Genomic DNA, 24790 nt, shown 5'->3' with positions numbered 1-24790 from the left:
GAGCTTGAGCATGGACACCGCTGATCTTCAGCCTCAAATTCGCGCCGATTGGCAGCCGCTGTCGCAGTTGGTGGTGCCAGGGCTTTGGCGCGGAACTGTGCTTCGAATTACGGCTGCTCAGTGGCCATACGAGCCAGTCGTTGATTTGATGTGTCTGGAGTCACGGGTCTCCGATTGCGGTTTGAGTTTGATTGTCTGTACAGGGCAAAAAGCTGGGCTCACGCTGATCGAACTTCCTCTGGAAGCGAAGTTTCAGCCTGACGCAAGCTCTTTGTCTGTTGAATGGCTCAGGGCGAATTGGGGACGATGGATCTATCCAGAATGCTCGGTGGAGCAAGTGCTGGTGATTCCTCAATACCCAAGCAATATGTGTATCAACCACCGCGAAGCCGCCGCTTCGCTGGATCTCCAAGTTGAGTAGGGCAAAGCAATGTTTACAAAAATTCTCATCGCCAACCGTGGCGAAATCGCCTGCCGAGTGATTGCAACAGCCAAGAAAATGGGCATCGCCACCGTCGCCGTCTACTCCGACGCTGACAAGGAAGCTCGCCACGTGAAACTGGCCGATGAGGCCGTGCACATTGGCGCGGCGCCCTCGCGCGAGTCCTACCTGCTGGCCGACAAGATCATTGCCGCCTGCAAGCAAACCGGCGCACAAGCCGTGCACCCCGGCTACGGTTTCCTCTCTGAAAACGAAGCTTTTGCCAAACGCTGCGAGGACGAGGGCATTGCCTTCATCGGCCCCAAGGCGCATTCGATTGCGGCCATGGGCGACAAGATCGCGTCCAAGAAGCTGGCCAACGAGGCCAAGGTCAACACCATCCCTGGCTACAACGACGCAATTGCAGGACCAGAGCAGGCGGTGGAGATTGCCAAGGGCATTGGCTACCCTGTGATGATCAAGGCCTCGGCTGGCGGCGGCGGCAAGGGCTTGCGCGTGGCGTTCAACGACAAGGAAGCGTTTGAGGGCTTTGCCAGCTGCCAGAACGAAGCCCGCAACAGCTTTGGCGATGACCGCATCTTCATCGAGAAGTTTGTGCAGGAGCCGCGCCACATCGAGATCCAGGTGCTGGGCGACAGCCACGGCAACGTGATCTACCTGAACGAACGCGAGTGCTCCATCCAGCGCCGCCATCAGAAGGTGATCGAAGAAGCGCCGTCGCCTTTCATCTCCGACGCCACCCGCAAGGCCATGGGCGAGCAGGCGGTGCAACTGGCCAAGGCCGTGAAGTACCAGAGCGCGGGCACGGTGGAGTTCGTGGTCGGCAAGGACCAGGACTTCTACTTCCTGGAGATGAACACCCGCCTGCAGGTGGAGCACCCGGTGACGGAATGCATCACCGGCCTGGACCTGGTGGAGCTGATGATCCGCGTGGCGGCGGGCGAGAAGCTGCCCCTCACGCAAGCCGATGTGAAGCGCGACGGCTGGGCCATTGAGTGCCGCATCAACGCCGAAGACCCGTTCCGCAATTTCCTGCCGTCCACCGGCCGGCTGGTGCGCTTCCAGCCGCCGGAGGAGTCGATGTTCCAGTCCGATACGACCAAAAAATGGGGCGTGCGGGTGGACACGGGCGTGTACGAGGGTGGCGAGATCCCCATGTACTACGACTCGATGATTGCCAAGCTCATCGTGCACGGCACGGACCGCAACGATGCGATTGCCAAGATGCGCGCGGCGCTGAACGGCTTTGTGATTCGCGGTATCAGCAGCAACATCCCGTTCCAGGCGGCGTTGCTAGCGCACCCCAAGTTCGTGACGGGCGACTTCAACACCGGCTTCATCGCCGAGAACTACGGCAAGGGCTTCCACGCCGAAGATGTGCCGCACAGCGACCCGCTGTTCCTGGTGGCGCTGGCCGCGTTCATGAACCGCCGTTACCGCGCGCGCGCCTCGGGCATCAGCGGCCAACTGGCCGGCCACGAGGTGAAGGTTGGCGAGCAGTTTGTGGTGGTGACGCTGGGCGCCGAAGGGCAGAACCAGCACCACGAGGTGACGGTGTCCGACTTTGAAGACAAATCGGGCTCCAGCGCAATCAGTGTGGGCGGTAATAGCTATCAGATCAGTAGCACCGCCACGCTGGGGCAGATCCGCGTGCAAGGCGCATGCAACGGCCAGGGCTTCACGGCCCAGGTGGAACGCGGCGTGGGCAAGAACCCGCTGGCGCTGCGCATTGCGCACAACGGTACGCAGATCGATGCGCTGGTGCTGTCGCCGCTGGGCGCGCGGCTGCACAAGCTGATGCCCTTCAAGGCGCCGCCAGATCTGTCCAAGTTCCTGCTCTCGCCCATGCCCGGCCTGCTGGTCGATGTGGCGGTGCAGCCCGGCCAGAAGGTGCAGGCCGGCGAGAAGCTGGCGGTGATCGAGGCCATGAAGATGGAGAACATCCTCTTTGCCGCGCAAGATGGCGTGGTGGGCAAGATCACGGCGGGCAAGGGTGAGTCGCTGGCGGTGGACCAGGTGATCCTGGAATTCCAGTGATCCCAAGGGTCCCACAACCCATCCAGAGGGGCCTTGCGCCCCTTTTTTAGTCTTTTTGGCCGCTAGCGCTAGAAGAATATGCGCTGGCAGCTATCAAATCAGGAGTAATCATGAGCACAACCCCACGCCCCTTCAAGGTCCTGGGTATCCAGCAGGTGGCCATTGGCGGCACCGACAAGCAGCGGATGAAGACGCTGTGGGTGGACATGCTGGGCCTCGAACAGACCGGCACTTTCCAGAGCGAGCGCGAGAACGTCGATGAAGACATCTTGGCCATGGGCAAAGGCGCCTTCAAGGTGGAGGTGGACATCATGCAGCCGCTGGACATCGACAAGAAGCCCGCCGTGCACACCACGCCGCTCAACCACATCGGCCTGTGGATCGATGACTTGCCCAAGGCGGTGGAATGGCTCACGGCCAAAGGCGTGCGCTTTGCGCCCGGCGGCATCCGCAAGGGGGCGGCGGGCTACGACATCACGTTTTTGCACCCCAAGAGCAATGACGAGTTTCCCATTGCGGGCGAAGGCGTGTTGATCGAACTGGTGCAGGCGCCGGCGGACGTGATCGCCGCGCTGGGCTGAACCCCACCACCACAGCCCGCTGTTGTCCCCATGGTTTCGCTCCCGCGTACGTTGCTGGCTGGCGCCAAGGTGAGCGCCCTGCTGGTCCTCGCACTGGCAGGGCAGGGCGGTGGGGCTGCAGGTGGTACGGGTGCCTATCCGCTTGACTGGGGCCGGCCGGGAGAAACCCTGCAGTACCAGGCCTGCGGCTGCGCGGACCGCTGCTGGGTGGCGGAAGTGAAACACCTGCGGTCCCGCAAGACCCTGGCCTCCCTGCGATGTGACTGCGAGCGCCTGTTCGGTCGCGTCGGCAGTAGCGGCGCTGAGCTGGAGCACAGTTCGAGCTGTTCTGCCATCGACGACGCAGACAACAAGCCCCGCGCCATCCGCGAGGCACTGGAGCAGATGCTGGGGCGCTGAACAGCGCGGCGTCCATGACCTGGGGCGTCATGGTCACCGGGCCCGGCGGGGGCTACAACGGCGGCACCTTGTCTTTGGTGTCGCCTGCCCATGCAAAAAATTGCTTCTCTGGCCTTGCTGCTCGCGGGTGCCGTTCACCTGATTCCCTTGATCGGCGTGCTCGGCGCAGAGCACTTGGCCAGACTCTACGGCGTGGTCCCTTCCGATCCGGACACGCTCATCCTGCTGCGGCACCGCGCTGTGCTGTTCGGCATCGTGGGTGGGCTCTGCCTGATGTCGGCGTTCAAGCCCGGCTACCAGTGGTTGGGCCTGTTCGTTGGCGCGGCCAGCACCCTTTCTTTCTTGCTGCTTGCATGGCTCACCGGCGGCTTCAATGAGTATTTGCAGCGCGTGGTGGTGGCGGATGGCCTGGCCCTGGTGTGCCTGGTGGCGGGCGCTGGGGCCTTGACCTGGTCTGGCCGGGGTGCAGCGAGCGGCTAACTTTCATGAACGTCGGAGCCTGCGAGGTGGCAAGGGCTGCAAGATAGAAGCCAAAGCCGCCGGTTGTCAGCGCGTTACTTTGGCGGTTTTGGTCGTGGTTGCAACATGCTCTCTAAAGTGGTCAACAGTCGGCTTTTTTGCCGTTTTCGCACAGCGAGATGCCGGCCGTTGAGCACCGGAAAATAGTGGCACCTTTTGTGACCATGTTGAGAGCAGTTGTGCCGAAATCTCCTTCAAAATCATGGTGATAGCGATGCAGGGCGGTGCTCCGGAAGACTCTGGAGTGGCGCCTTGTGTGATCACTGACGCAATGCCTGGTGCTTGCAGCAGCAGGCTCTTGAAAGGACCCCACCCATGGCCAACGCAACCCTCTCCGCCCCGCAGCCCATCCAGGTCCATCGCCCCGTCCCTGCGCCGGTCGTGCAGGGAGAATGGTCGGTGGAGGCCATCCAGGCGCTGCTCGACAAGCCCCTGATGGACTTGCTGTTTGAGGCACAAACCGTGCACCGCCAGCATTGGCCTGCGGGCGACATCGAGCTGGCCACGCTGCTGTCGGTCAAGACCGGCGGCTGCCCAGAAAACTGCGGCTATTGCCCGCAGGCGGCCGAGTTCGACACCGGGGTAAAGGCCGACAAGCTCATGGAGGTGGATGAGGTGGTGCGCGCCGCCCAGGCCGCCAAGGACGCGGGCGCCACGCGCTTTTGCATGGGTGCCGCCTGGCGTGCGCCCAAAGACCGCGACATTGAAAAAGTCAGCGCCCTGATTGGCGCGGTGAAGGGCCTGGGCCTGCAGACCTGCGCCACTCTGGGCATGCTCGAATCGCACCAGGCAAAAGCATTGAAAGACGCCGGGCTGGACTACTACAACCACAACCTGGACACGGCCCCCGAGTACTACACCGATGTGGTCAGCACCCGCGCCTACCAGGACCGGCTGGACACGCTGCAGCATGTGCGCAGCGCAGGCATCAGCGTGTGCTGCGGCGGCATCGTGGGCATGGGCGAAGCGCCCGTGCACCGTGCGGGCCTGATTGCGCAGCTGGCCAACCTGCAGCCGTACCCCGAGTCGGTGCCCATCAACAGCCTGGTGCGGGTGCCCGGTACGCCGCTGGCTGACAGCAAACCCATCGACCCGCTGGACTTTGTGCGCATGATTGCCGTGGCCCGCATCACCATGCCCAAGGCCCGGGTACGCCTCTCTGCCGGGCGCCAGCAAATGGGTGAAGCGGTGCAGGCGCTGTGCTTCATGGCCGGGGCCAATTCGATCTTTTATGGTGACAAGCTGCTGGTGACTGGCAACCCCGATGTGGATGCCGACGTGCAACTGCTCGCCAAGCTGGGGCTGAACGGCCACCGCACAACGACCACCACCCTGGACGGGCACAGCCACAGCGCTTGATGCCCCCTGGCGCGGCGGCGTGCTTCTGCAGGAGCCCGCTGCGGCGCCACCGAACGCCGTGCCCCAGTGCTGCGCTACGGTAAGGCGGTACGGTAATGCGCGGGACACTGCCATTCAGAGCGGCTCTTCGCGCGAGGTCAGTTCGATGCGCTCCATGGGCAGATCGGCGGCCAGGCGGTCTACCTGGGCCAGCCGTGCTGGCTCGGCATCGGCAAACTGCTGGGCAATTCGCCGGAACTCCTCGGACAGGGTCAGGAAGGCATCGACCATGTCGGGGTCGAAGTGGCTGCCCCGGCCGTCGCGAATGATCTCTACCGCCTGCTCGTGGGAGTACGCGGGCTTGTAGACGCGTTCGGAAATCAGTGCGTCGTACACGTCGGCCACGGCCATCAGCCGCGCTGACAGTGGAATGGTGTTGCCCACCAGGCCTTCGGGGTAGCCCGAGCCGTCCCATTTCTCCTGGTGGCTGTAGGCGATCTCCTTGGCATACCGGAAAAACGGGTTGTCCTGTGTGGTCCCCGTCTCGGCCGCGATGATGGCGTCGCGCCCCAGCGTGGTATGCGTCTTCATGATCTCGAACTCTTCCGGCGTGAGCTTGCCGGGCTTGAGCAGGATGCGGTCGGGGATGCCCACCTTGCCGATGTCGTGCAGCGGGGCGGACTTGAAGATGGTCTCGATGGCGGCGTCGGTCAGCTCGTCCTTGAAGCGCGGGTGGTTTTGCAGGTGGCGGGCCAGCGCTTCCATGTAGTGCTGCGTGCGCCGGATGTGGTTGCCCGTTTCGTTGTCGCGCGTTTCGGCCAGCGAGGCCATGGCGCGGATCGTGGCGTCCTGCAGCTCGGCCATCGCCCGGGTGCGGTTGGCGACCTCCTGTTCCAGAAAGTGGTTGTGCTGCGCCAGGAAGTCGCGCGCGCGCTTGAGCTGCAGGTGGTTGCGCACCCGGGCCATCACGATGGCCGGGTTGATGGGTTTGGTGATGTAGTCCACAGCGCCCAGCTCCAGGCCAATGCTTTCGTCATCGGCCGCGCTCATGGCGGTGAGGAAGATGACAGGGATGTCTTCGGTGTCGGGGTTGAACTGCAGGCGGCGCAGCACCTCGTAGCCGTCCATGTCCGGCATCATGATGTCCAGCAGGATCAGGTCGGGCTTGCTGTCGCCCGCCACGATCTGCAGGGCGCGCTCGCCACTGGGCGCAAGCTTGACCTTGTAGTCGGTGCGCAGGAGGTCGCTCATCAGCGAGAGGTTGTCGGGCGTGTCGTCTACGACCAGCACCGTGCATTTGCCGCTGGGTGCGAATGGGCTATTCATGGACCGGGTCCTCCTTGTTGTCATTGTGCGCCTCGGGGGCCTGGCGCAGTATGGCCAGTGCCTCCACAAAGTCGTAGCTGTCCAGCGACCGCTTCATCTGGCCATACGCCGGCCCCAGCAGGGCCTGCAGAGTGGGCGTGGATTGCCTGAAGATTTCGATGGCGTCGGAATCGTCGTCGGACAGCAGTGCGTCGAGCTGCGCCACCAGCGCACGCGCAGCGGAGGCGTCGATCTGCAGGCCAGGCGCAGCGTCCGCGCCCGCAACCTCCTCTGCGGGCAGGGCCTGCTGCAGCGCCATGACCAGCGCCTGGCAAGCCGCTTCCACGGGCTCCAGCAGTGGCTCTGCCAGCTCGGGCGAGGCCTTCTGGGCGATGGCTTCTTCCGCACGCTGTGCCAGGGCTGCCAGCGCGGTGGCGCCAATGGTGCCGGCCGTGCCTTTGAGCGTGTGCATGGCGCGCTGGGCCTCGTCGTGCAGCCCGGCAGCCAGGGCAGTACGGGTGGCCTGGACCGCCTGCGCTTGCCCCGCCACAAACTTGCGCAGCAGGCCTTCGTAGGCAGGCCGTTTGTCCAGCACACGCCGCAGGCCGGCGGTCGCGTCGAGCCCTGGGATGCGGCGCAGGGCGTCATCGGCGGGAAGCGCGGCTGTGGAGTGGGGCGCTGTGTCGGAGTTGGAAGGGGCGCCAGCTGGCTGCCCCTGAGGGTCTCCGCCTTCGCGCTCAGCCTCGTCCGCACCGGTGGCTCGGGGTGCAATCCATTGCAGCAGGGCAGCAAACAGTTCGTCCGGGTCGATGGGTTTGGCCAGGTGGCCGTTCATGCCCGCTTCCAGGCACAGGTCACGGTCGCGGCTCATGGCGTTGGCCGTCATGGCCAGCACGGGCAGCTGGGCCCAGGACGGGTTCTGGCGCAGGTGCCGGGTGGCGGTCAGGCCGTCCATCACGGGCATTTGCATGTCCATCAGTACCAGGTCGTAGGGGGCTTGGGCGAGCATGTCCAGCGCCACCTGCCCGTTCTGGGCCACGTCCACCACCAGGCCAGCTCCACTCAGCAGCTCGGCGCCCACCTGCTGGTTCAGGTCGTTGTCATCCACCAGCAGCACCCGTGCGCCAGCAATGGCGGAAAGGTGCGCAGCGCGCCGGGGTGTTTGTGTGCCACGCCCGTCGGACGACCGGGTCTGTCCGCCCAGCGCCTGCATGGCGGCATCAAAAAGTTGCGAGGGGCTGACGGGTTTGGACAGCATCAGCTGCAGCCCGGCGCGTTCCAGTTCGCTTTGCACATCGTCGCGGCCTGCTGCGGTCACGATGACCGTGAGTGGCGGGTGCTGCAGGCGGGCAAGTGCGCGGTGGGTGTCAAACCCGTCCATGCCGGGCATCTTCCAGTCCACGAATGCGATCTCGCAGGGGCGACCGGCCTGTTCGGCGGCGCGGGCCTGGGCCACCGCCTCCTCGCCGGAAGAGGCCGTGGTGACGGCAAAGCTCATGCGGGCCAGCATCTCGCCCAGGATATGCCGGGCCTGCTCGCTGTCGTCCACTACCAGCACGTGCCGCCCACGCAGGTCGGGGGTGGGCAGCAGGGGGGCATGGCTGGGGTTGCCCAGCCCCAGACGGGCGGTAAACCAGAAGGTGCTGCCCACCCCAGGCTGGCTTTGTACCCCCACCTCGCCGCCCATCAAGCCAGCCAGCTTCTTGGAGATGGCCAGCCCCAGCCCAGTGCCACCGTATTTGCGCGTGGTGGAGGTGTCGGCCTGTTCGAACGAGCGAAACAGCCGCAACTGCTGCTCAGAGGTCAGGCCGATGCCGGTGTCTTGCACCTCAAAGCGCAGCAGGACTCCGGTGTCGTCGCGCGACGTTTCGGTGACGCGCACGATGATTTCGCCCTTGTCGGTGAACTTGACGGCGTTGTTGGCGTAGTTCACCAGGATCTGTCCCAGGCGCAACGGGTCGCCGCGCAGGTCGTCGGGCAGGGCCGGCTCCACATCGAACAGCAGCTCCAGACCCTTGTGCGCGCATTTGTCGCTGACCAGGTTGGCCACGTTGTCCAGCACGCCACGCAGGTCAAAGTCCACCACCTCCACTTCGAGCTTGCCCGCCTCGATCTTGCTGAAGTCCAGGATGTCGTTGATCAGGCCGAGCAGATGCTGGCCGGAGCGCTGGATCTTTTCGACATAGTCACGCTGGCGCGGTGTGAGGTCGGTGCCCAGGGCCAGGTGGCTCATGCCGATCACCGCGTTCATGGGGGTGCGGATCTCGTGGCTCATGTTGGCCAGGAAGTCCGACTTCATCTGCGAGGCGTCCTCCGCACGGGCGCGGGCAATCTCCAGCTCGTCCTCATGTTCGCGCAGGGCTGCGTTGACCTTTTGCAGTTCCACCGTGCGCTCGGCCACGCGCGCCTCCAGCACCTCCTCGTTGCGCTTAAGGGCATCGACCAGCTCGTTCTGCGCCGCCATGGCCTGGGCCGTGGCCTTTTCGCGCTGAAGGAACTGCCGCGCCATGGCAAAGGCGAGCAAAAACGTGAGCAGGGCCTGGAATGCAGTGAGCCCGGTGGTCAGCAAAGTCTGGTGTTTGACCTCGGCGTTGCGGGAATCGCCCAGCAGGGCCGACACGCGCGAAGCGCTGAGCGACAGCTCTTGCACCGTCTCACGCAGGCCGTCCAGCTCGGTGCGCAGGCGCCGCATGTTGGTCTGGCTGGAGAGGGCATCCACACTGGCGCCAAAGTAGCTGTCGCCCGCTGCCACAAACCGCTGCAGGGCGGCCAGCGCATTGCTGTAGATGGGCTCGTCCTGCATCAGCGTGCGCGAGGTGCCGCTTTCCAAGGCGCTGAATCGGCTCAGGAAAAGGTCATACCGCAGCTCCAGCCGGTCCATGGTGATGCTGGTGGGGTCCAGCTCGAACTGGTGCAGCGCATGGTCCAGCTTTTCATATTCCACATTGAGCTGCAAGAACGACCACAGCGCATTCACATCGCCGCGCCGCATGACGGCCTCCACACTGCGGTACTGGCTGTACTGCACCGCCGCAATAGCGACATAGGCCAACACCAGCCCGGCAATGATGAGCCGCAGGATGTGTTGGCTGCGCAGCATAGATGGGGCGGGAAGCGGGGAGGGCGGCTACCGGATGTGCAGTGCGTTGAGCTGCCAGGCCGCCCGGTTGTAGTACAGCTCGCTGCGCAGCTCGGCCTTGGTATCAAACGGGTACACGATGAACAGCGGGCCTTTTTCGCGGATGGGCATGGGCCGGTTGTTCATCAGGCGCGCCACGATCACGTCATGCCGCTTGGCGTCGTCTGCCGGGATCTCGGTCTTGTAGTCATTCAGGGCAACGGCGGTGATCTTGGTGCCCTTGGCGCCCACCGCCGCCAGCACATCGCGCAGCAGGGGGCCAGTGAACGTGACAGCGCTGGGGTACCAGGGTGTCTGGGTGGAGAAGCTGTGCTGCGGCAGCTTCTCCAGCATCTTCATGTCGAACTGCGCCTGCTGACCCCGGTTGGTCTGGGTGATGGCGCCGTCGATGGTCAGGACGACGGGGCCTGTGGGTGGCTCCAGCGCCTGCACATTGCTCGTTGCCAGTAACGCCGCACCGATAACCCATACCGTCCATGCCTTGGACAACGCCAATTTCAACCCATGACGACGATGAGATTGCATGGACACCCCCTCCTGTTTTGGTAACAGTCTCGCGGATAGATGCCCAAAATGTAAACCGATTTATCGCCGCCAGTCTGACGGAGGGCACGCCGGGGTGTCGAGCGTGCGAGGGCAGCGGACGGGTGGCTGGACTGCGGCGTCAGGCTGCGGCTGGGGCGTTGGCGTTGGCGTTGGCGTTGGCCATGGTGTCCCAGGCCTTGAGGGCCTCGGCTGTATACATGAGTGCCGGACCTCCCCCCATGTAAACGCACACGGTCAACATTTCTTCCAGTTCTGCGCGGGTGGCGCCGAGCTTTTGCAGCGCCTTGACATGAAAACCGATGCACCCGGAGCAGCGCTGCGTGATGCCGATGGCCAGGGCAATCAGCTCCTTGTGCTTGCTGGTCAACGCCCCTTCCGCCATGGATGCCTGGGCGAGCTGCGCAAAGCCCCGCATGGCGTCGGGTTGCGCCTTGCGAAAGGTGGCCAGGTTTTCGTTGATGCCCTGAATCAGGCCGATGTGGTCAAACGTACTCATTGAATGGTTCCTTGCTGGGGCCGGGGAGGGTGCCGGGCTCTCTCTGAATCACTGTGTGTGGCCGCCTGTCGCCGGTTTATTTCTTCACGGGGCAGGTATTGATTCCGAGCAGCGTGTAAGCCGGGCAGAAGCGAAACAGTCCGGTGGCCAGTGGCACCACGCCCAGCCAACCCCACCAGCCCACCGTGCCAGTGGCAGCCAGCGCAATCAGGACCAGGCCTGCCAAGACGCGCAGTACACGGTCTGCGGTTCCTACGTTGATGTTCATGATGAGTTCCTTGCTCAGAGGTTGCGGCCCGGGAATAGGCCCTGCTTGCACAAGCGCGGTGAACGCGAAATGCGCTCACCGCCCGGTCAATCGAATGAGGGGGATGCGGGCGCCGCGACGGGCTTGCCCGCAGCCACCCACGCGTCAAAGCCACCGGCGATGGACTGCACCTGCAGGTAGCCCATGTCCTGCATGGCGCGCGCAGCCAGCGCGGCCCGGCCACTGGTCTTGCAGTACAGCACCACCTTGAGGTCGCGTGCGCTGAGTTCGGGTGTGCTGCTGAGCCGGAACTCCAGCACTCCGCGAGAGGCGTGAATCGCGCCGGGGATATGTCCGGCCTGGTACTCGTCGGCCTCCCGCACATCGATCAGCACGTCGGCGGTGCGGATGGCTTCGTCGGCCTGGTTCAGCGGTACCTCTTGCACCAGGGCCTTGGCAGCGGTGACGAGGTCGTGGGCTGTTTTCATGTGTGCGTTCCTGCGGTGTGTGGGGCGGTACGGATGTGGCAGTTGTGTCACAGCGCGTTGACGGGAATCTTGAGATAGGTCACGCCATTGGCTTCCGCTGGCGGCATTTCCCCTGCGCGGATGTTGACCTGCACCGAGGGCAGGATGAGCACGGGCATCTCCAGCGTCGCGTCGCGCTGGGTGCGCAGCGCCACAAAGGCGTCTTCGGTCACCCCGTCATGCACATGGATGTTCTTGGCACGCTGGTCGGCGACGGTGGTTTGCCAGGCCACGGCGCGCCCTGCAGGGGGGTAGTCGTGGCACATGAACAGGCGGGTTTCATCCGGCAGGCTCAGCAGTTTGCGCACCGACTGGTACAGCGTGTGGGCATTGCCCCCGGGAAAGTCGCAGCGCGCTGTGCCCACGTCGGGCATGAAGAGGGTGTCTCCCACAAACACAGCGTCGCCCACCTGGTAGGCCATGCAGGCGGGCGTGTGACCGGGCACTGCCAGCGCCTGGGCCTCCAGCTGGCCGATGTGGAAGACCTCGTTGTCGTGCAGCAGCTGGTCGAACTGGCTGCCATCGGGGTGAAACCCGGGCTCCAGATGAAACACTTTCTTGAATACGTCCTGCACCTGGGTGATGGACGCACCAATGGCGATCTTTCCGCCCAACTTGTCGCGAAGGTAGTGCGCGGCCGACAGGTGGTCCGCGTGGGCATGGGTTTCCAGAATCCATTGCACCGTCAGCCCCTGACTTTGCACAAACTCCACGATCTTGTCGGCAGACCGCGTACGGGTGCGGCCCGACTTCGGGTCGTAGTCCAGCACCGAATCCACCACCGCGCAGTGGCCGCCAGACCGATCGAACACCACATAGCTCACCGTCCAGGTGGAGTCATCAAAGAAGGCTTCTATCTGGGGTTTCATCGAAGGGCTCCGTATTTAATTTCGATGTTGATAGTTTATTGACGTATAGATTGTTAGTCAATAGAATATCAACATCGAATTTGAAAAGGAGCGCGCCACCATGCACGCAGAAGCACAAATGGACCTGGAAGCCTTGCGCAGGTCCGCCGACAGCGCTTGCCGCTTGATGAAGGTGTTGTCCAACCCCGACCGCCTGCTGCTGCTATGCCAGCTGACGCAGGGTGAAAAGCGTGTGGGTGAACTGGAAGAGTTGGTGGGCATCTCCCAGCCCACCTTGTCGCAGCAGCTGGGCGTATTGCGCGAGGAGGGCCTTGTCAACACGCGCCGTGACGGCAAAAACATCTATTACGAGATCGCCAGCCCCCAGGCCCTGGCGGTGATGAACGTGCTGTTTGAACAATTTTGTGGACCTGCGCAGGAGAGCAAACCATGCTGATCGACTGGACCCATTTCACCCCCTGGGCTGCGCTCGCTGGCGGCGTTTTGCTGGGCCTGGCCTCGGCGTTTTTTGTGCTCCTCAACGGACGCGTTCTGGGCATCAGCGGCATTGTGGGCGGGCTGTTGCGCCCCCGCGCCGGGGACATTGCTTGGCGCTTGGCTTTTGTGCTGGGCATGCTGGTAGCCCCCAGTCTCTATTGGCTGGTAGTCGGCCCTACGCAGCCGCGCATTGATGCGAGCTGGGGCATGGTGGTGATCGCCGGCCTGCTGGTGGGTGTCGGTACCCGCTACGGATCGGGCTGCACCAGCGGCCACGGTGTGTGCGGACTCTCGCGCATGTCGCCCCGGTCCCTGGTGGCCACCCTGGCCTTCATGGGGGCCGGGTTTGTCACCGTCTTTCTGATTCGGCACGCGCTGGGCTGACCCAGCCTACATCGGAGCATTGATCGCTATGAAAAATCGCATTACAGAGTTCCTGGTGGGTCTGATCTTCGGACTGGGCCTGATCGTCTCGGGCATGACCGATCCCGGCAAAGTGCTGGGCTTCCTGGACTTGGCTGGCTTGTGGGACCCATCGCTGGCATTCGTGATGGGCGGTGCGATTGCGGTGGGCGTCTTTGCGTTCGCTGCGGCCAAGAAACGCACCACCAGTTTCCTGGGAGGCGCGATGCATCTGCCCACGTCGCGCGACATCGATCGCCGCCTGGTGGTCGGGAGCCTCATCTTTGGTGCGGGCTGGGGCATTGCAGGCTTTTGCCCGGGGCCCGCCATCGTTTCGGCGGGCGCGGGCCAGCCCAAAGCCATCGTGTTTGTGATGGCGATGCTGGCGGGCATGTGGCTGTTTGAGCTGGCCGAACGCATGTCCCACCGCGCCCCACCTACCCAGACTGGAGCCCGCTGACATGCCGCTGCAGATCATCGCCCTGACCCCCGACTTCGCAGTGTCGCCCCAGCTGGCCACCACGGACTTTGCCTCTTTGGCCCAGCAGGGCTTCAAGACCATCATCAACAACCGGCCCGACGGGGAGGGCGGTGGCGCACAACCCACCAGCCCTGAAATGGAGCGCGCCGCCACGGTGGCAGGACTTCATTACGTGTACCTGCCTGTTGTGAGCGGTTCCATCACGCCGGAACAGGTAAGGGCCATGCACAAGGTCGTGATCTCCGCCCCCAAGCCCACGTTGGCGTTTTGCCGTTCGGGTGCCAGGTCTGCCCAGTTGTTTGGACTGACGCAGACCCTGGATGCCGAGGCGTCCTGATCACCCGGGAGCCATCATGAACTTCATACCCGGCTGGGTCCGCAACTACCAGAAGTCCTGGCTCTCCGGGGACATGGTTGCCGGTGTGATCGTGACGGTAATGCTGATCCCGCAGAGCCTGGCCTACGCGCTGCTGGCGGGCTTGCCCCCCGAGGTCGGCTTGTACGCCAGCATCCTCCCCATCATTGCCTACGCCATGCTGGGCTCCAGCATGACGCTGGCTGTGGGGCCCGTGGCGGTGGCCTCCCTCATGACGGCGAGCGCCCTGCAGCCGCTAGCGGCGGCTGGCTCGCCCGACTACGTGGCGTTGGCCATGCTGCTGTCACTCCTGTCCGGAGGCATGTTGCTGCTATTTGGCGCATTGCGGCTGGGCTTTCTGGCCCATTTTCTGAGCCATCCGGTCATCAGCGGGTTTATCTCCGGCTCGGCAGTGCTCATTGCTGTGGGGCAGGTCAAGCACCTGCTGGGGGTAAGGGCCGGCGGTACCGACGTGTTTGACACCCTGGTGCAGCTCGCGCACGCGGCGCCCGGAACCAACCTGGTCACGCTGGGCATTGGTGCGGGCAGCGTGTTGTTTCTGGTGCTGGCGCGCAAGTCCCTGTTTCCATGGCTGGTCCGCCTGGGGGCCAGTCCGCGCCTGGCGGATATCGCATCCAAGCTGGCGCCGATGCTGGCAGTGATGGTGTCCACCGCCTTGGTGGCCGCCATGCGCTGGGACCAGACGGCGGGCGTCAGCATTGTGGGCACGGTGCCCCAGGGCCTGCCGCAGCTCGGTTTGCCGGCGGTTTCGATGGCGTCTATGGGCTCGCTGTGGCTGCCTGCGCTGCTGATCTCGCTGGTGGGCTTTGTGGAAAGTGTGTCGGTAGCGCAATCGCTGGCGCTCAAGCGGCAGCAGCGCATTCAGCCCAACCGGGAGCTGCTGGGCTTGGGAGCGGCCAATGTCGCCAGTGCGCTGTCGGGCGGTTTCCCCGTCACGGGCGGCTTTGCGCGCTCGGTCGTCAATTTTGCCGCCGGAGCCAACACGCCCCTGGCAGGTGTCATTTCTGCCGTGCTGATGGGTGTGGTGATTGCCGCGCTGACCGGGCTGTTTCACTATCTGCCCCATGCCGTGCTGGCGGCCACCATCATCGTGGCGGTGGTGTCCCTGATTGACGTCGAGACACTGCGCGAGGCCTGGCATTACGACAAGGCGGATGCCATGGCCCTGCTGGCCACCGCAGGGGGCGTGATCGCTTTGGGCGTGGAAGTTGGCATCCTGATGGGGGTGGCGTTGTCGCTGGGCACTTTGGTGTGGCGCAGCAGCCATCCGCACATTGCGGTCGTGGGGCGCGTGCCAGGCACGGAGCATTTCCGCAACGTCGCCCGCCATGCAGTCACTACCGAACCCGGCCTGATTGCCGTGCGGGTCGACGAAAGCCTGTATTTCGCCAATTCGGACGCGTTGCTCGATAAGGTGGAGTCTCTGGTGGCGGCACAGCCTGACACGCACTATGTGCTGTTGGTGTGCTCGGCCATCAACCAGATCGACACCACAGCCTTGGGTGTGCTCACCGACCTAGAGCGCAGCCTGGCCCAGCGCGGCATGGCATTGCTGCTGGCAGAGGTCAAAGGGCCTGTGCTGGACCGCCTGCAGACCACGCCGCTGGGGCTGCGTTTGGAGGGCAGGGTGTTTCTGAGCACCCATGCAGCGTTCCAATTTGCAAACCGCGAGGCGACTGTCTCGCCCAACCCATCGCCATCGCTGGCTCGATAGCGTGCAGTGGGTGGACGGCGACTGACGGCACGGGTGCATTGAGCCCCATCCACGGCCCTTTTGCGTTTGGACTTTGCCTGTGTTCGCCATCGAACAGACCGTGCCCCGCCTGCTGCTTACATTCCGTCTCACATCCCTGCAGGGTGTGACGTAACGGGGTCGCAAGACGCCGCCACTCCACGTCTTGTGCGCAGGGTCCAGCAGTGGTCGGAACAAAAGGCGTTCTATGCACGTGAATCGAGAGAGCCGACAGCTTGGTCATGCCGAGCGCAGCGCTGCACCCCATATTCACCCGGCGCGGTGGCTGCGGTGTGTGACGGCATTTGCCACCACGTTGGGCAGCGCCAGTACGTGGGCGGCCCCGATGGCGCAGCCTCTTGAATCCATCGAAGCGCTCAGTCAGCGGTGGGTGCCTGGCCCTCTGGCATATGCGGTGCTGTCCACCATGGCGGCGCTGCTGGCCATGATCATCGTGGTGATGATGGTGTATGCCACCCGGCATGGAGTGCTCACACTGAACCGGCTGCTAGGGCACCAGCGCCATCCGTACCTGGACATCGATCAGGCAGACTGGCCGCTGATCACGGTGTTCATCGCTGCCCACAACGAAGAACAGGTGATCGCCGGATGCTTGCAGGCCCTGCTGGACACCAATTACCCGCTCGACCGGCTGAAGGTGGTGCCGGTCAACGACCGGTCTACCGATGGCACGCGCGCCATCATCGATGACTGGGTAGGCCGTTACCAGGGGCGAATCGTGCCGTTTCACCGTACCAAGGGCAAGCCAGGCAAGGCTGCAGCGCTCAAGGATGCCCTGCAGCACGCGCAGGGCGACATTGTGATCATCTTCGATGCCGACTATGTGCCCGGCCGTGGGCTGCTCAAGCAGTTGGTAGCGCCATTTTTCGACCCCGAGGTGGGGGCAGTGATGGGCCGCGTGGTGCCGGTCAACACGGGGGTGAACCTGCTCACACGCATGCTGGATCTGGAGCGAAGCGGCGGCTACCAGGTAGACCAGCAGGCTCGTATGAACCTTCGTCTGGTGCCCCAGTACGGCGGCACCGTGGGGGGCGTGCGCTGCTCTGCTGTGGCCGCTGTGGGCGGCTGGCACGACGATACGCTGGCCGAAGACACGGACATTACCTATCGGCTGTTGCTCAACGGCTGGAAGACTGTCTACACCAATAGGTCCGAGTGCTATGAAGAGGTGCCTCAGGACTGGCAGGTGCGCATCAAGCAGATCAAGCGCTGGGCCAAGGGGCACAACCAAGTGATGGTGCGCTATGGCTTGCGCTTTGCATTCAGTCCCTACCTGAGCTGGCGAGAACGCCTGGACGGGCTGCTGCTTTTGTGTGTATTTGTGCTGCCGCCGTTGCTGCTGGTGGGTTGGCTGCTGGCGCTGGGCCTGTATTTTTTCAATGCCGGGGACATGCTGACGGGGCTGATCTCCTTGTTTGCGCTCATGGCCTATGGCACGCTGGGTAACTTCGCCGCGTTTTTTGAGATCGCCGTAGCGGTGCTGCTGGACGGCAAACGCAGGCGGTTGCGGCTGCTGCCGCTCAGCCTGCTGGGCTTCGTGATCAGCCTGTTTGCCATATCTTCATCGGTGTGGGGGCAGTTGATGGACAAGCTGCTGCGCCGCGACATGGTGTGGGACAAGACCGTGCGCTACCGGCAACCGAGCGTCGAACAATGAACACCGCCTTGTTCTACCTGGCCTTTGTATTGATCAGCTCGGGATTGATGGTGATTGCCTTTGGTCCCACCTGGCGCGAGTGGCGGCACCCCACCGATACCGAGGCATTGCAGGTGTTGCCGCACTACACCACCGACATCGATCATTTCGCTGACCGGTTCCGCGCGCTGGTGCAGGCCCACCAGGCGCAAGTGCCAGGTCCTTATGCCAACGAGTTTGATTTTGCGCCGGTGTCACTGGAGAGCGTGAACTGGGCCGGCATGCTGCGGCCCCTGGTTTGCCTCGGCTCGGTCAAGCCGCAGACAGCGATCCAGTGTGCTGCACCGCTGTTCGTGCATGGCGACTTCGAAGCACCAGCCCGCAGCCGCTTTGTGGGCCTGTTGGCGCAGGGTCGTATCCTGCTGGGTGCGGGTAGCGATGTGGGGCAGTGGGCACATGCCGACGCGTCCCTGCATCTGGCCCGGGGCTGTTCGGGGCTGCGGCGCCTGTCTTCATCGACCGCCGTGGAGCTGGAGGCCGACTGCTGTTTTGAGCGGATCCAAGCGCCACACATCCGCTTTGGTGGTGATGCGGCCCTGCAACCTGAACGCGAGCATGCACCTTTGATCGAGGCCAGCTTTGATCGGTTGGAGGGTGCTCTTCGCCAGAGCGAGCATGTGACGCTCGTGCGCGGCGACTGTAAGCTGCCACGCATGCACCGGTATCACGGCTCGCTGGTGGTCACGGGGCGTTTGCTCATTGGGGCTGGCACCGTGATTGAAGGCGACGTGAAAGCCCGTGGCGGCATCGTCATGGGCGACCACGCGCGGGTGCAGGGCTCGCTATGCAGTGAAAAGCAGATCCAGCTCCTGGACCATGCCCAGGTGGCCGGACCCGTGGTGTCCGAATCGGGCATCCTGCTCGGCGCTGGGGTACAGGTGGGCTCGCCGCAGGCCCTCACCACCGTCAGCGCAGAAACCATCATGGCGGAGGCGGGCGCCCGGGCGCATGGCACCGTGTGGGCCCGCCAACTGGGCATTGTGTGGTCGGCGTGAACGCGGCGCACCCGCATTGCATGGCTGGTCGGTGGCCTGCACCCTCGCATTGTTCCATCCGCTGAACCGCCACAGAGGGCTTCCCCTTGCCACATCCCACCGTTACTCCCCACAGCCGCCAAGACCGCGAGCTGGCTTTCAATGCTGCGCGCGGCCTGTTGGCGCAGGCCCAACAAACCCACAAGCACCAGTTGCCCCATCGCGCTCTCAGCCGCATCCGGCTCAACCCATGGCTGCTTTTGCAAATGGTGGGGCTGCCGGTGGTGTGGTTGTCTCTGATCTACGCTTTGCGGGAGCCTCTGTACGGTTTTTGGCGCAGCTACCTGCTCACCTGGGCGCGGTGGCTGCATATGCCGCTGCAGCCAGCGGCAGTGTCATCACGCCAGGACCTGTTGGGAATGAGCTGGTTGCCAGGCGCAGGTGACCTGGGGCTGTCCATCACCACTGGTGCTGCCCTGGCTGCCGTGCTGACTGTGGTGGCCTGGGGGCTGGCACTGCGCCTGCGAGGGCGATGGCTTCCCGCGCAGTATCTGGTGCGGGTGCTGTGCGTGGTGCAGGCGCTGGCGCTGCTGTACTTCTGGTTTGCGCCGATGCCGTTCCCGCACTTGGTGCTGAACCATGTCATGGACCTACTGGATGCTGGCTATCTGCTCATTCTGGCCATACCGGTGCTGATGGCGCTCGGCTACTACCCGCTGCAAATCAGCTGGCAGGCCAAGGTCGTGCATACCTTGCTTATCTTGTTGTTCTTTGGGGTCATGGTGCCGCAGCAAGCCATGGTGCACCTGCTGGTTCTGCAGCACTTGTCGGTGGTATTCATGCCCGTGCTGTACCTGTGTTTCGGGGCGCTTTTCGACATGATGGTGTTTGTGGCTCTGTATGCATGGGCGGCCAGCACGGCCCCCTTGTCCGCTACACATTAGGGCGCTCATTCCCCTGTCGGGTCTGTTCAGCCGTACCCTCTGCGGCGCTGCCAGGTTCACCTGTCTGTACGCCTGCGTACGCAGTGAAGAAATCGGAGGCATCTTCTGCAAAATAAGTACGCCACCCTTTACCCGGGGGTGTCGGCCTTCCTGGCAGTGCGCTTCTTTTTGCGCTGTTGCTCTCCAGATGTTGAAAGCGGTGTCCGGGCTTGCGTTCGGAGATCGTGCACATGCGGCGTCGTTCATTGCTAGAAAAGGTGCCAGCCTTGGGGGCTGGGTTGCTTTTGTGTTCGGCCAGCTGGGCGTCAGAAGCTCGCGCGCCCATCGATGCTGTAGCGGAGATCAAGGCGTTGCGCATCCTGTCGGGTCCCTATGCCGGTGGCTACGAGCTGGCGCCCAATGGACGCCTGAACTGGTACTTCGCCAACCTGGGATTGTTGCCCTTGGTGCCCATGCTCAGTGCGCCGGATCTGGAAACATACGTCCTCCCGTATCTGAATCTGTACCTGGTCAGCACCGATCCTGCCACCAGCACCATTTCGGATATTGAGTTCCCCTATGGCCGGGCCAATACCTCGGTGGTCAAGAAGGTGCTGGCTGACTCGAATGACGCCTATGCATCCACCTTTCTGTCCCTGGCGTCGCGCTATGTGGCGGCCAGTGGCAATTGGGCCTGGTGGGAGGCGCGCAAAGCGGCCCTCAAAAATATCGCTTACCGCAACCTGGCATTGACTGCCAAGCCTTCGGGGCTGACTGCAGTGTTTCAGGCGCCGCGCAGCCAGACCAACGCCAGCGGCTACCTCATGGACAACTGCGAAGGTTACCGAGGTCTGCGCGACTTTGCGGCGGTGCTGCGGTCGCGCAGCGAACTGTCTGAAGCCAACTACTATGACCTGCTGGCGACCAATACCGCAGAAGGCATTGCGCGCCAGCTCTACAAGGCCCCAGAGCAGTCATTTTTGGCCAGCGACGCCGCGCTGGTACCCAGCGTAGAGTTTTACCCTGGCACCACTTGTCAGGTGTACCCGCAGGCCTTTGGATTGCGCGAGCTGACCGGGCTGTTTGCAGCAGGGTGGAACTTTCTCAACACGCGCTCACCAGGCTGGGAAACCGGGCGCTATGACCCTTTCCCGTGGGCCATCCTCGGGTACGTTGCCGCGCTTCGAGGGCAGGGCTGTCAGGCGCGTACTCAACTGGCGGCCATGGAAAAAACCTTTGCGGCCAACCGCAGCCTTGTCACCATCAACGAATTGGGTTTCTATCTGCGCACCAAAGCCGTGTTGGGCGGGAGCACGGCGGCATGAGGGCGGGCCTGCGTAAGCTCCATGTGCGCCAGCAGACAGACAGAGACGGTGTGCCCTCCGAGAATTCAAAACGATCCCGTCCTGCTGTCAAGAAGCCGCACATCGACCAATCCCTCGCGAACCGACTGCTGGCCCTTTTGCGGCCTACAGAGCGGTCGCGCCTGTTGTCCGTTGCCGAGTGGGTCGAACTGGAAAGCCAGCAAGTATTGGGGCGAGCGGGTGAACGACTCAGCCATGTTTACTTTCCCACCAACAGCATGATCTCGTTGCTCTCCAACCTAGAGGGCGCGCGGCACTTTGAGGCCGGACAGATCGGCTTTGAGGGCATGTTGGGTGCCAGCGCAGGGCTGGGGGTGACGGCCTCGGCCTTTGATGCGGTGGTTTCGGGGGCAGGCCAGGCATGGCGAATCCAGCTGGATGCCTGGCGTAGCCATTGTTTGGCCAGCCGGACGCTGAGCCTGCTGACCACCCGCTATCTGTATGTCGAGCTATCGCAAATGGGCACGATGGTGGCCTGCGGGCACTTTCATTCGCTGGAACAGCGTCTGGCGCGGTTTCTGCTGATGAGCGAAACGCGGCTGCGCACCCCCGACATTCAGATGACGCACGAGACGCTGGCGCACCTGCTGGGGGTACGCCGGGCCGGTGTGACGCTGGCGGCCGGCAAGCTGCAAGAGAGCGGTGTAATCCAGTACACGCGCGGGCATATCTTTGTGCTGGACCGGGAGGCATTGCTGGCGCAAAGCTGTGGGTGCTTTGACCAGGATCTGGAGACCTATGAACGGGTCATGTCAGGCGCTGTCGCTTAGACGCTGCAGGCTCGGACAACCTAGGGCAGTTCCCAAAACAGCGACAGCTTGGCGGCGTTGCGGGAATAGTAGGGGTTGCGGTAGCGCTCTACGCCCGCAGAAATGCCCCACTGTGGGCCCAGCCACTGCCGCAGTGTGAGCTGTGACTGGCGACTGTCAAAGTTGACCAGAGATACCCCATTGCCAATGGCCTGGTAGCCCTCGGCCCCCCAGCCGTGGCGGACAATGATCTGCGTGTGGTGCGCGCGCCCCCAGGTGGCCGCCAAAAACTGCTGATGGGTACGCACGCCACCGGGGGAGCTGTTGTTGAAGCGTATTTCTGCCTGTACCACCCACGGCAGATCGAAATAGTAAGTAGACCCGAGGCTGATGTTGCGGTCGATGTGGCCGTCTGGCGCTCGGTAGTAACCTGCCCCCAGGGTGGCCACCCATTGGCGTGTGGGCAGCAACTTGCGGTTGATGAACCCGTCCACACGGTAGCGCGGCAGGTAAGCAGCACCATCGCCTGCGCCCACCGACAGCATGGAGAACCAGTCTTCGTTCCAGGTCATGGTGTCGGACAGCCCGATGAACCGGCCCGACTCTCCAAACCGCCGCATGGTGGAGATTTCCATGCCAAGCAGCTGGCTGTTCACGCCCCATTGGCCGCGCACGCCAGCTTCATGCCAGTTGCCATACCCGTTGGTGAGGGTGTGGCGGCTGGTGTAGGCCTCAATGCCCCGGACCGGGGCCGGCAGGTTTGCAACGTCTTGCGCATGGGCTGCGGGTAAGGCATTGGCCAGCAACCCCAGTGCCAGAACAAGGGACGGGGCAGGGCGGTGGATGTAGTGGGTGTTCATGGTGACCGTGCGGGGGTGTGACGAGGACTGGTGCAGTTAGTTGTGTCCACGGCGGCAGTGATGGCCTTGGACTGCAGGATTTGCGCGGCGACTTCGTCCGTCACCGTCCAGTGGGCGCCGTGCCGATGGGGGAGGGCGGTACGAAGCCAACAGCGGGCAGAGGGGATGTCGCCTTGCTGCAGTGCTACCACAGCCACCAGACCCCAGGCAAAGTCGTCCTTCACCTGGGCCAGCCATTCGTTGCGGTGCTCAGCCATCCAGCGGCGGTAATGCGCGGGCGCCCCACCAGGGATCAGCGGAAAACGCACCAACAGCGGAAATATCTGCGCCACGGCGTCGGGGTAGAAGGCATGTGCGGTTTCACGCTGTCCGGGCTGGGTGGAAACCAGGTAGCGCTTGCGCTGATCGTCCCAGAACACGGCCGCCAGAGTTTTGGTGAAGTTGGGGTGGCGCGCGTTTTGTGCCGCCTTGTGGGTGAGCGGGTAGGCCCACAGCTCCAGGTTGTCCATGAGCAGCCCATGTTGGTACACCGGTGAGACCAGGTAAATGCCCTGGTTGGGGTCTACCAACTTGGCCAGCGCCGCACTGGTAGCCGTGCGGCTGCGCACCCAACTGGCCTGGCTGCGTTGTGAGGCAGGCATGCTGTCCATGAACGCCAGCCACAGGCCGAGTACAGAGTCGTCGGCATCGGCGGTTTTACATGGGGCCCACACAGGGCCGTTGCGGCAAAAACGGTCAAAGGTCGCGTCGGGCTTTTGCCGCTGTACCAGCCAGGCGCCCCAGGCCTTGGCAGGCGTGGAAATATCCAGCCCATGGCTTTGAGCCAGCAGCAGTGCCTGCAAGGCAAAGTAGGGATCTACCGTGTCGCCCTGGTGCTGCACCGAGATAGCGCCCGAGGTATCGGCATACCCCTCCAGATCGAGCACGGCCGCCGAAGTACAAAGTGGTGCTGCAAGAACGGCGCACGCCAGAGCGTTGCCTATCCAGCGCTTCAGGCCAGAGTGGGCCTGTGACAAATGAAGGCATTTGGGAGCTAGAGAGTCTGGTGTCAATGGGTGATCCGTGGCATGGAAAGCCATGGTCAGCGTGTAGGCACAGAGCTGTCTGTTCGATACCGTACATAACGCGGCGCGTTCGATAGCGCACAGACCGTCTCGGTCCAAAGCCCCACCGTCGGTGTTCGCCTTGGCCTGGGGTGCGGGTTATCTGGCGAATCTCATTCAACAGGACTACCCATGACAACGCAAAAGATGTTCGGAACCGACGGCGTGCGCGCCCCAGTGGGTATGGAGCCCATGACCCCCCAGACCATCATGCGGCTGGCGCACGCCTGCGGCCAGCTGCTCAGCCGTCAGCACACGGGACTGAACCCGCGACCTGTGGTGGCAGTGGGCACCGACACGCGCGGGTCGGCCCCCATGTTTGAGGCGGCCTTGCAGGCGGGGTTTTCTGCGGCCGGTGTGGACACGGTGATGTGCGGCGAGTTGCCCACACCCGGCGTGGCCTACCTGACGCGCTTGCGCGGCTACCAGGCGGGTGTGGTGGTGAGTGCATCGCACAACCCTTGTGAGGACAACGGGGTGAAGTTCTTTTCGGCCACAGGTGACAAGCTGCCCGACGGCATGGAGGCCGAGATCGAACGCACCATGGACCAGCCCATGGTCTGTTTGCCATCGTCTCGGTTGGGCCGCGTGTCCGTGCTGCCGGAGGCCTCCGATCTGTACATCCAGTTTTGCAGGCAGGCATTGCCGGCAGGTTTGCACCTGCAGGGTATGAAGATCGTCATCGACGCCGCCCATGGCGCCTGCCACCGCATCGCCCCCGAGGTGTTCCGACAGTTGGGCGCGGAGGTGATTGCGGTGGGCGCCTCGCCTGATGGGCAGAACATCAACGACAACGTGGGCGCCACGTCGCCCAAGCACCTGAGCGAGGCCGTGCTGGCTCACCAGGCAGATGTCGGCGTGGCGCTGGACGGCGATGGAGACCGGTTGGTGATGGTGGACAGCGAGGGCCGCATCTATGCGGGTGACGAGCTGCTGTATGTGCTGGCCGTGGATGCCCAGACCAACGATGGCTTGCAGGGTGGGGTGGTGGGCACGGTGATGAGCAACCAGGGGCTGGAGCAAGCGCTGCTGCGCCGTGGGCTGGACTTTGCAAGGTCTGCCGTGGGTGACCGGCATGTGCTGGAGCTGCTCAAGCAGCGGGGTTGGCGCTTGGGCGGCGAGGGCTCGGGCCACCTGATCGGGCTGGACTGGCACAGCACCGGAGACGGCGTGATGTCAGCCTTGCG

General features: G+C 63.6%; 26 protein-coding genes. 17 read left to right on the top strand and 9 right to left on the bottom strand.

Annotated features, from left to right (window positions below; genetic code table 11):
* Positions 1-10 precede the first annotated feature (10 nt).
* The 6 genes from imm45 to bioB all read left to right on the top strand — a co-directional run bounded on the left by imm45 (position 11) and on the right by bioB (position 5337).
* A complete protein-coding gene (gene imm45, locus N4G42_RS13900) occupies positions 11-421 on the top strand; it encodes an Imm45 family immunity protein (RefSeq protein ID WP_108497499.1) in 411 nt (136 codons plus the stop codon).
* Positions 422-430: 9 nt separating this feature from the next.
* The gene (locus N4G42_RS13895) at positions 431-2479 is read left to right on the top strand and encodes an acetyl/propionyl/methylcrotonyl-CoA carboxylase subunit alpha (protein WP_260667595.1); all 2049 of its coding nucleotides are present in this window, start codon (positions 431-433) and stop codon (positions 2477-2479) included.
* 110 nt (positions 2480-2589) lie between these two features.
* Positions 2590-3060 (top strand): VOC family protein, encoded by a 471-nt coding sequence (locus tag N4G42_RS13890; protein ID WP_056744910.1) that lies wholly within the window; start codon positions 2590-2592, stop codon positions 3058-3060.
* A gap of 30 nt (positions 3061-3090) precedes the next feature.
* On the top strand, positions 3091-3459 hold the full coding sequence (locus N4G42_RS13885; RefSeq protein ID WP_260667594.1) for a hypothetical protein: 369 nt from the start codon (positions 3091-3093) through the stop codon (positions 3457-3459).
* 90 nt (positions 3460-3549) lie between these two features.
* Positions 3550-3939, top strand: coding sequence for a phosphopantetheine adenylyltransferase (locus tag N4G42_RS13880; protein ID WP_260667593.1), 390 nt, complete (start codon positions 3550-3552; stop codon positions 3937-3939).
* A 354-nt stretch (positions 3940-4293) separates the two neighbouring features.
* A complete protein-coding gene (gene bioB / locus N4G42_RS13875; protein WP_260667592.1) occupies positions 4294-5337 on the top strand; it encodes a biotin synthase BioB in 1044 nt (347 codons plus the stop codon).
* Between the two features lie 114 nt (positions 5338-5451).
* On the opposite strand, the gene N4G42_RS13870 is transcribed toward bioB, so the two are convergent.
* From N4G42_RS13870 to N4G42_RS13840, 7 genes are all read right to left on the bottom strand, one after another.
* Positions 5452-6642 (bottom strand): two-component system response regulator, encoded by a 1191-nt coding sequence (locus N4G42_RS13870; protein WP_056062707.1) that lies wholly within the window; start codon positions 6640-6642, stop codon positions 5452-5454.
* Entirely contained in the window at positions 6635-9721 is a 3087-nt protein-coding gene (locus N4G42_RS13865; protein WP_260667591.1) for a response regulator, read from the bottom strand. The genes N4G42_RS13870 and N4G42_RS13865 overlap by 8 nt, the downstream gene beginning before the upstream one ends.
* Before the next feature lie 27 nt (positions 9722-9748).
* On the bottom strand, positions 9749-10285 hold the full coding sequence (locus N4G42_RS13860) for a molybdopterin-dependent oxidoreductase (protein ID WP_260667590.1): 537 nt from the start codon (positions 10283-10285) through the stop codon (positions 9749-9751).
* 139 nt (positions 10286-10424) lie between these two features.
* The gene (locus N4G42_RS13855) at positions 10425-10802 is read right to left on the bottom strand and encodes a carboxymuconolactone decarboxylase family protein (RefSeq protein ID WP_260667589.1); all 378 of its coding nucleotides are present in this window, start codon (positions 10800-10802) and stop codon (positions 10425-10427) included.
* Positions 10803-10878: 76 nt separating this feature from the next.
* On the bottom strand, positions 10879-11070 hold the full coding sequence (locus tag N4G42_RS13850) for a DUF2892 domain-containing protein (protein ID WP_056062716.1): 192 nt from the start codon (positions 11068-11070) through the stop codon (positions 10879-10881).
* Between the two features lie 86 nt (positions 11071-11156).
* A complete protein-coding gene (locus N4G42_RS13845; RefSeq protein ID WP_056744896.1) occupies positions 11157-11537 on the bottom strand; it encodes a rhodanese-like domain-containing protein in 381 nt (126 codons plus the stop codon).
* Positions 11538-11584: 47 nt separating this feature from the next.
* Positions 11585-12445 carry an MBL fold metallo-hydrolase gene (locus tag N4G42_RS13840; protein ID WP_056744894.1) on the bottom strand — a complete coding sequence of 287 codons (861 nt, stop codon included), beginning with the start codon at positions 12443-12445 and terminating at the stop codon, positions 11585-11587.
* A gap of 100 nt (positions 12446-12545) precedes the next feature.
* On the opposite strand from N4G42_RS13840, the gene N4G42_RS13835 reads away from it, so the two are divergent.
* The 10 genes from N4G42_RS13835 to N4G42_RS13790 all read left to right on the top strand — a co-directional run bounded on the left by N4G42_RS13835 (position 12546) and on the right by N4G42_RS13790 (position 21661).
* Positions 12546-12881 carry an ArsR/SmtB family transcription factor gene (locus tag N4G42_RS13835; RefSeq protein WP_056644589.1) on the top strand — a complete coding sequence of 112 codons (336 nt, stop codon included), beginning with the start codon at positions 12546-12548 and terminating at the stop codon, positions 12879-12881.
* On the top strand, positions 12875-13306 hold the full coding sequence (locus N4G42_RS13830) for a YeeE/YedE family protein (RefSeq protein ID WP_260667586.1): 432 nt from the start codon (positions 12875-12877) through the stop codon (positions 13304-13306). Before N4G42_RS13835 ends, N4G42_RS13830 begins: the two co-directional genes overlap by 7 nt.
* A gap of 28 nt (positions 13307-13334) precedes the next feature.
* The gene (locus N4G42_RS13825; RefSeq protein WP_260667585.1) at positions 13335-13784 is read left to right on the top strand and encodes a DUF6691 family protein; all 450 of its coding nucleotides are present in this window, start codon (positions 13335-13337) and stop codon (positions 13782-13784) included.
* A 1-nt stretch (position 13785) separates the two neighbouring features.
* On the top strand, positions 13786-14142 hold the full coding sequence (locus N4G42_RS13820; protein WP_260667584.1) for a TIGR01244 family sulfur transferase: 357 nt from the start codon (positions 13786-13788) through the stop codon (positions 14140-14142).
* A gap of 16 nt (positions 14143-14158) precedes the next feature.
* Positions 14159-15895: a SulP family inorganic anion transporter gene (locus N4G42_RS13815; protein WP_260667583.1), complete on the top strand. Its 1737-nt coding sequence runs from the start codon at positions 14159-14161 to the stop codon at positions 15893-15895.
* A gap of 445 nt (positions 15896-16340) precedes the next feature.
* Positions 16341-17591, top strand: a complete 1251-nt coding sequence (locus N4G42_RS13810; protein ID WP_260667658.1) for a glycosyltransferase — start codon at positions 16341-16343, stop codon at positions 17589-17591.
* Entirely contained in the window at positions 17588-18625 is a 1038-nt protein-coding gene (locus N4G42_RS13805) for a polymer-forming cytoskeletal protein (RefSeq protein ID WP_260667582.1), read from the top strand. Before N4G42_RS13810 ends, N4G42_RS13805 begins: the two co-directional genes overlap by 4 nt.
* An 86-nt stretch (positions 18626-18711) precedes the next feature.
* Positions 18712-19548 (top strand): hypothetical protein, encoded by an 837-nt coding sequence (locus tag N4G42_RS13800; RefSeq protein ID WP_260667581.1) that lies wholly within the window; start codon positions 18712-18714, stop codon positions 19546-19548.
* Positions 19549-19778: 230 nt separating this feature from the next.
* Positions 19779-20852 (top strand): hypothetical protein, encoded by a 1074-nt coding sequence (locus N4G42_RS13795; protein ID WP_260667580.1) that lies wholly within the window; start codon positions 19779-19781, stop codon positions 20850-20852.
* Positions 20849-21661, top strand: a complete 813-nt coding sequence (locus N4G42_RS13790; RefSeq protein ID WP_260667579.1) for a Crp/Fnr family transcriptional regulator — start codon at positions 20849-20851, stop codon at positions 21659-21661. The genes N4G42_RS13795 and N4G42_RS13790 overlap by 4 nt, the downstream gene beginning before the upstream one ends.
* A 20-nt stretch (positions 21662-21681) precedes the next feature.
* On the opposite strand, the gene N4G42_RS13785 is transcribed toward N4G42_RS13790, so the two are convergent.
* Both N4G42_RS13785 and N4G42_RS13780 read right to left on the bottom strand, forming a co-directional pair.
* Positions 21682-22500: a YaiO family outer membrane beta-barrel protein gene (locus N4G42_RS13785; RefSeq protein WP_260667578.1), complete on the bottom strand. Its 819-nt coding sequence runs from the start codon at positions 22498-22500 to the stop codon at positions 21682-21684.
* Positions 22497-23426 (bottom strand): hypothetical protein, encoded by a 930-nt coding sequence (locus N4G42_RS13780; protein ID WP_260667577.1) that lies wholly within the window; start codon positions 23424-23426, stop codon positions 22497-22499. Before N4G42_RS13780 ends, N4G42_RS13785 begins: the two co-directional genes overlap by 4 nt.
* Positions 23427-23735: 309 nt before the next feature.
* Here N4G42_RS13780 and glmM point away from each other — a divergent pair.
* The coding region (gene glmM / locus N4G42_RS13775) for a phosphoglucosamine mutase (protein ID WP_260667576.1) at positions 23736-24790 on the top strand (1055 nt) is incomplete at its 3' end.

The organism is Acidovorax sp. K2F (genome assembly GCF_025246485.1).
GTDB lineage: Bacteria > Pseudomonadota > Gammaproteobacteria > Burkholderiales > Burkholderiaceae_C > Acidovorax > Acidovorax delafieldii.
The sequence above is the reverse complement of the archived record's forward strand: the minus strand, read 5'-3'. Positions and strand labels throughout refer to the sequence as shown.

Coding starts and splice junctions, on each gene's coding strand:
- imm45 (WP_108497499.1), top strand. CDS start 11: ATGGACACCGCTGATCTTCAGCCTCAAATTCGCGCCGATTGGCAGCCG.
- N4G42_RS13895 (WP_260667595.1), top strand. CDS start 431: ATGTTTACAAAAATTCTCATCGCCAACCGTGGCGAAATCGCCTGCCGA.
- N4G42_RS13890 (WP_056744910.1), top strand. CDS start 2,590: ATGAGCACAACCCCACGCCCCTTCAAGGTCCTGGGTATCCAGCAGGTG.
- N4G42_RS13885 (WP_260667594.1), top strand. CDS start 3,091: ATGGTTTCGCTCCCGCGTACGTTGCTGGCTGGCGCCAAGGTGAGCGCC.
- N4G42_RS13880 (WP_260667593.1), top strand. CDS start 3,550: ATGCAAAAAATTGCTTCTCTGGCCTTGCTGCTCGCGGGTGCCGTTCAC.
- bioB (WP_260667592.1), top strand. CDS start 4,294: ATGGCCAACGCAACCCTCTCCGCCCCGCAGCCCATCCAGGTCCATCGC.
- N4G42_RS13870 (WP_056062707.1), bottom strand. CDS start 6,642: ATGAATAGCCCATTCGCACCCAGCGGCAAATGCACGGTGCTGGTCGTA.
- N4G42_RS13865 (WP_260667591.1), bottom strand. CDS start 9,721: ATGCTGCGCAGCCAACACATCCTGCGGCTCATCATTGCCGGGCTGGTG.
- N4G42_RS13860 (WP_260667590.1), bottom strand. CDS start 10,285: ATGCAATCTCATCGTCGTCATGGGTTGAAATTGGCGTTGTCCAAGGCA.
- N4G42_RS13855 (WP_260667589.1), bottom strand. CDS start 10,802: ATGAGTACGTTTGACCACATCGGCCTGATTCAGGGCATCAACGAAAAC.
- N4G42_RS13850 (WP_056062716.1), bottom strand. CDS start 11,070: ATGAACATCAACGTAGGAACCGCAGACCGTGTACTGCGCGTCTTGGCA.
- N4G42_RS13845 (WP_056744896.1), bottom strand. CDS start 11,537: ATGAAAACAGCCCACGACCTCGTCACCGCTGCCAAGGCCCTGGTGCAA.
- N4G42_RS13840 (WP_056744894.1), bottom strand. CDS start 12,445: ATGAAACCCCAGATAGAAGCCTTCTTTGATGACTCCACCTGGACGGTG.
- N4G42_RS13835 (WP_056644589.1), top strand. CDS start 12,546: ATGCACGCAGAAGCACAAATGGACCTGGAAGCCTTGCGCAGGTCCGCC.
- N4G42_RS13830 (WP_260667586.1), top strand. CDS start 12,875: ATGCTGATCGACTGGACCCATTTCACCCCCTGGGCTGCGCTCGCTGGC.
- N4G42_RS13825 (WP_260667585.1), top strand. CDS start 13,335: ATGAAAAATCGCATTACAGAGTTCCTGGTGGGTCTGATCTTCGGACTG.
- N4G42_RS13820 (WP_260667584.1), top strand. CDS start 13,786: ATGCCGCTGCAGATCATCGCCCTGACCCCCGACTTCGCAGTGTCGCCC.
- N4G42_RS13815 (WP_260667583.1), top strand. CDS start 14,159: ATGAACTTCATACCCGGCTGGGTCCGCAACTACCAGAAGTCCTGGCTC.
- N4G42_RS13810 (WP_260667658.1), top strand. CDS start 16,341: ATGGCGGCGCTGCTGGCCATGATCATCGTGGTGATGATGGTGTATGCC.
- N4G42_RS13805 (WP_260667582.1), top strand. CDS start 17,588: ATGAACACCGCCTTGTTCTACCTGGCCTTTGTATTGATCAGCTCGGGA.
- N4G42_RS13795 (WP_260667580.1), top strand. CDS start 19,779: ATGCGGCGTCGTTCATTGCTAGAAAAGGTGCCAGCCTTGGGGGCTGGG.
- N4G42_RS13790 (WP_260667579.1), top strand. CDS start 20,849: ATGAGGGCGGGCCTGCGTAAGCTCCATGTGCGCCAGCAGACAGACAGA.
- N4G42_RS13785 (WP_260667578.1), bottom strand. CDS start 22,500: ATGAACACCCACTACATCCACCGCCCTGCCCCGTCCCTTGTTCTGGCA.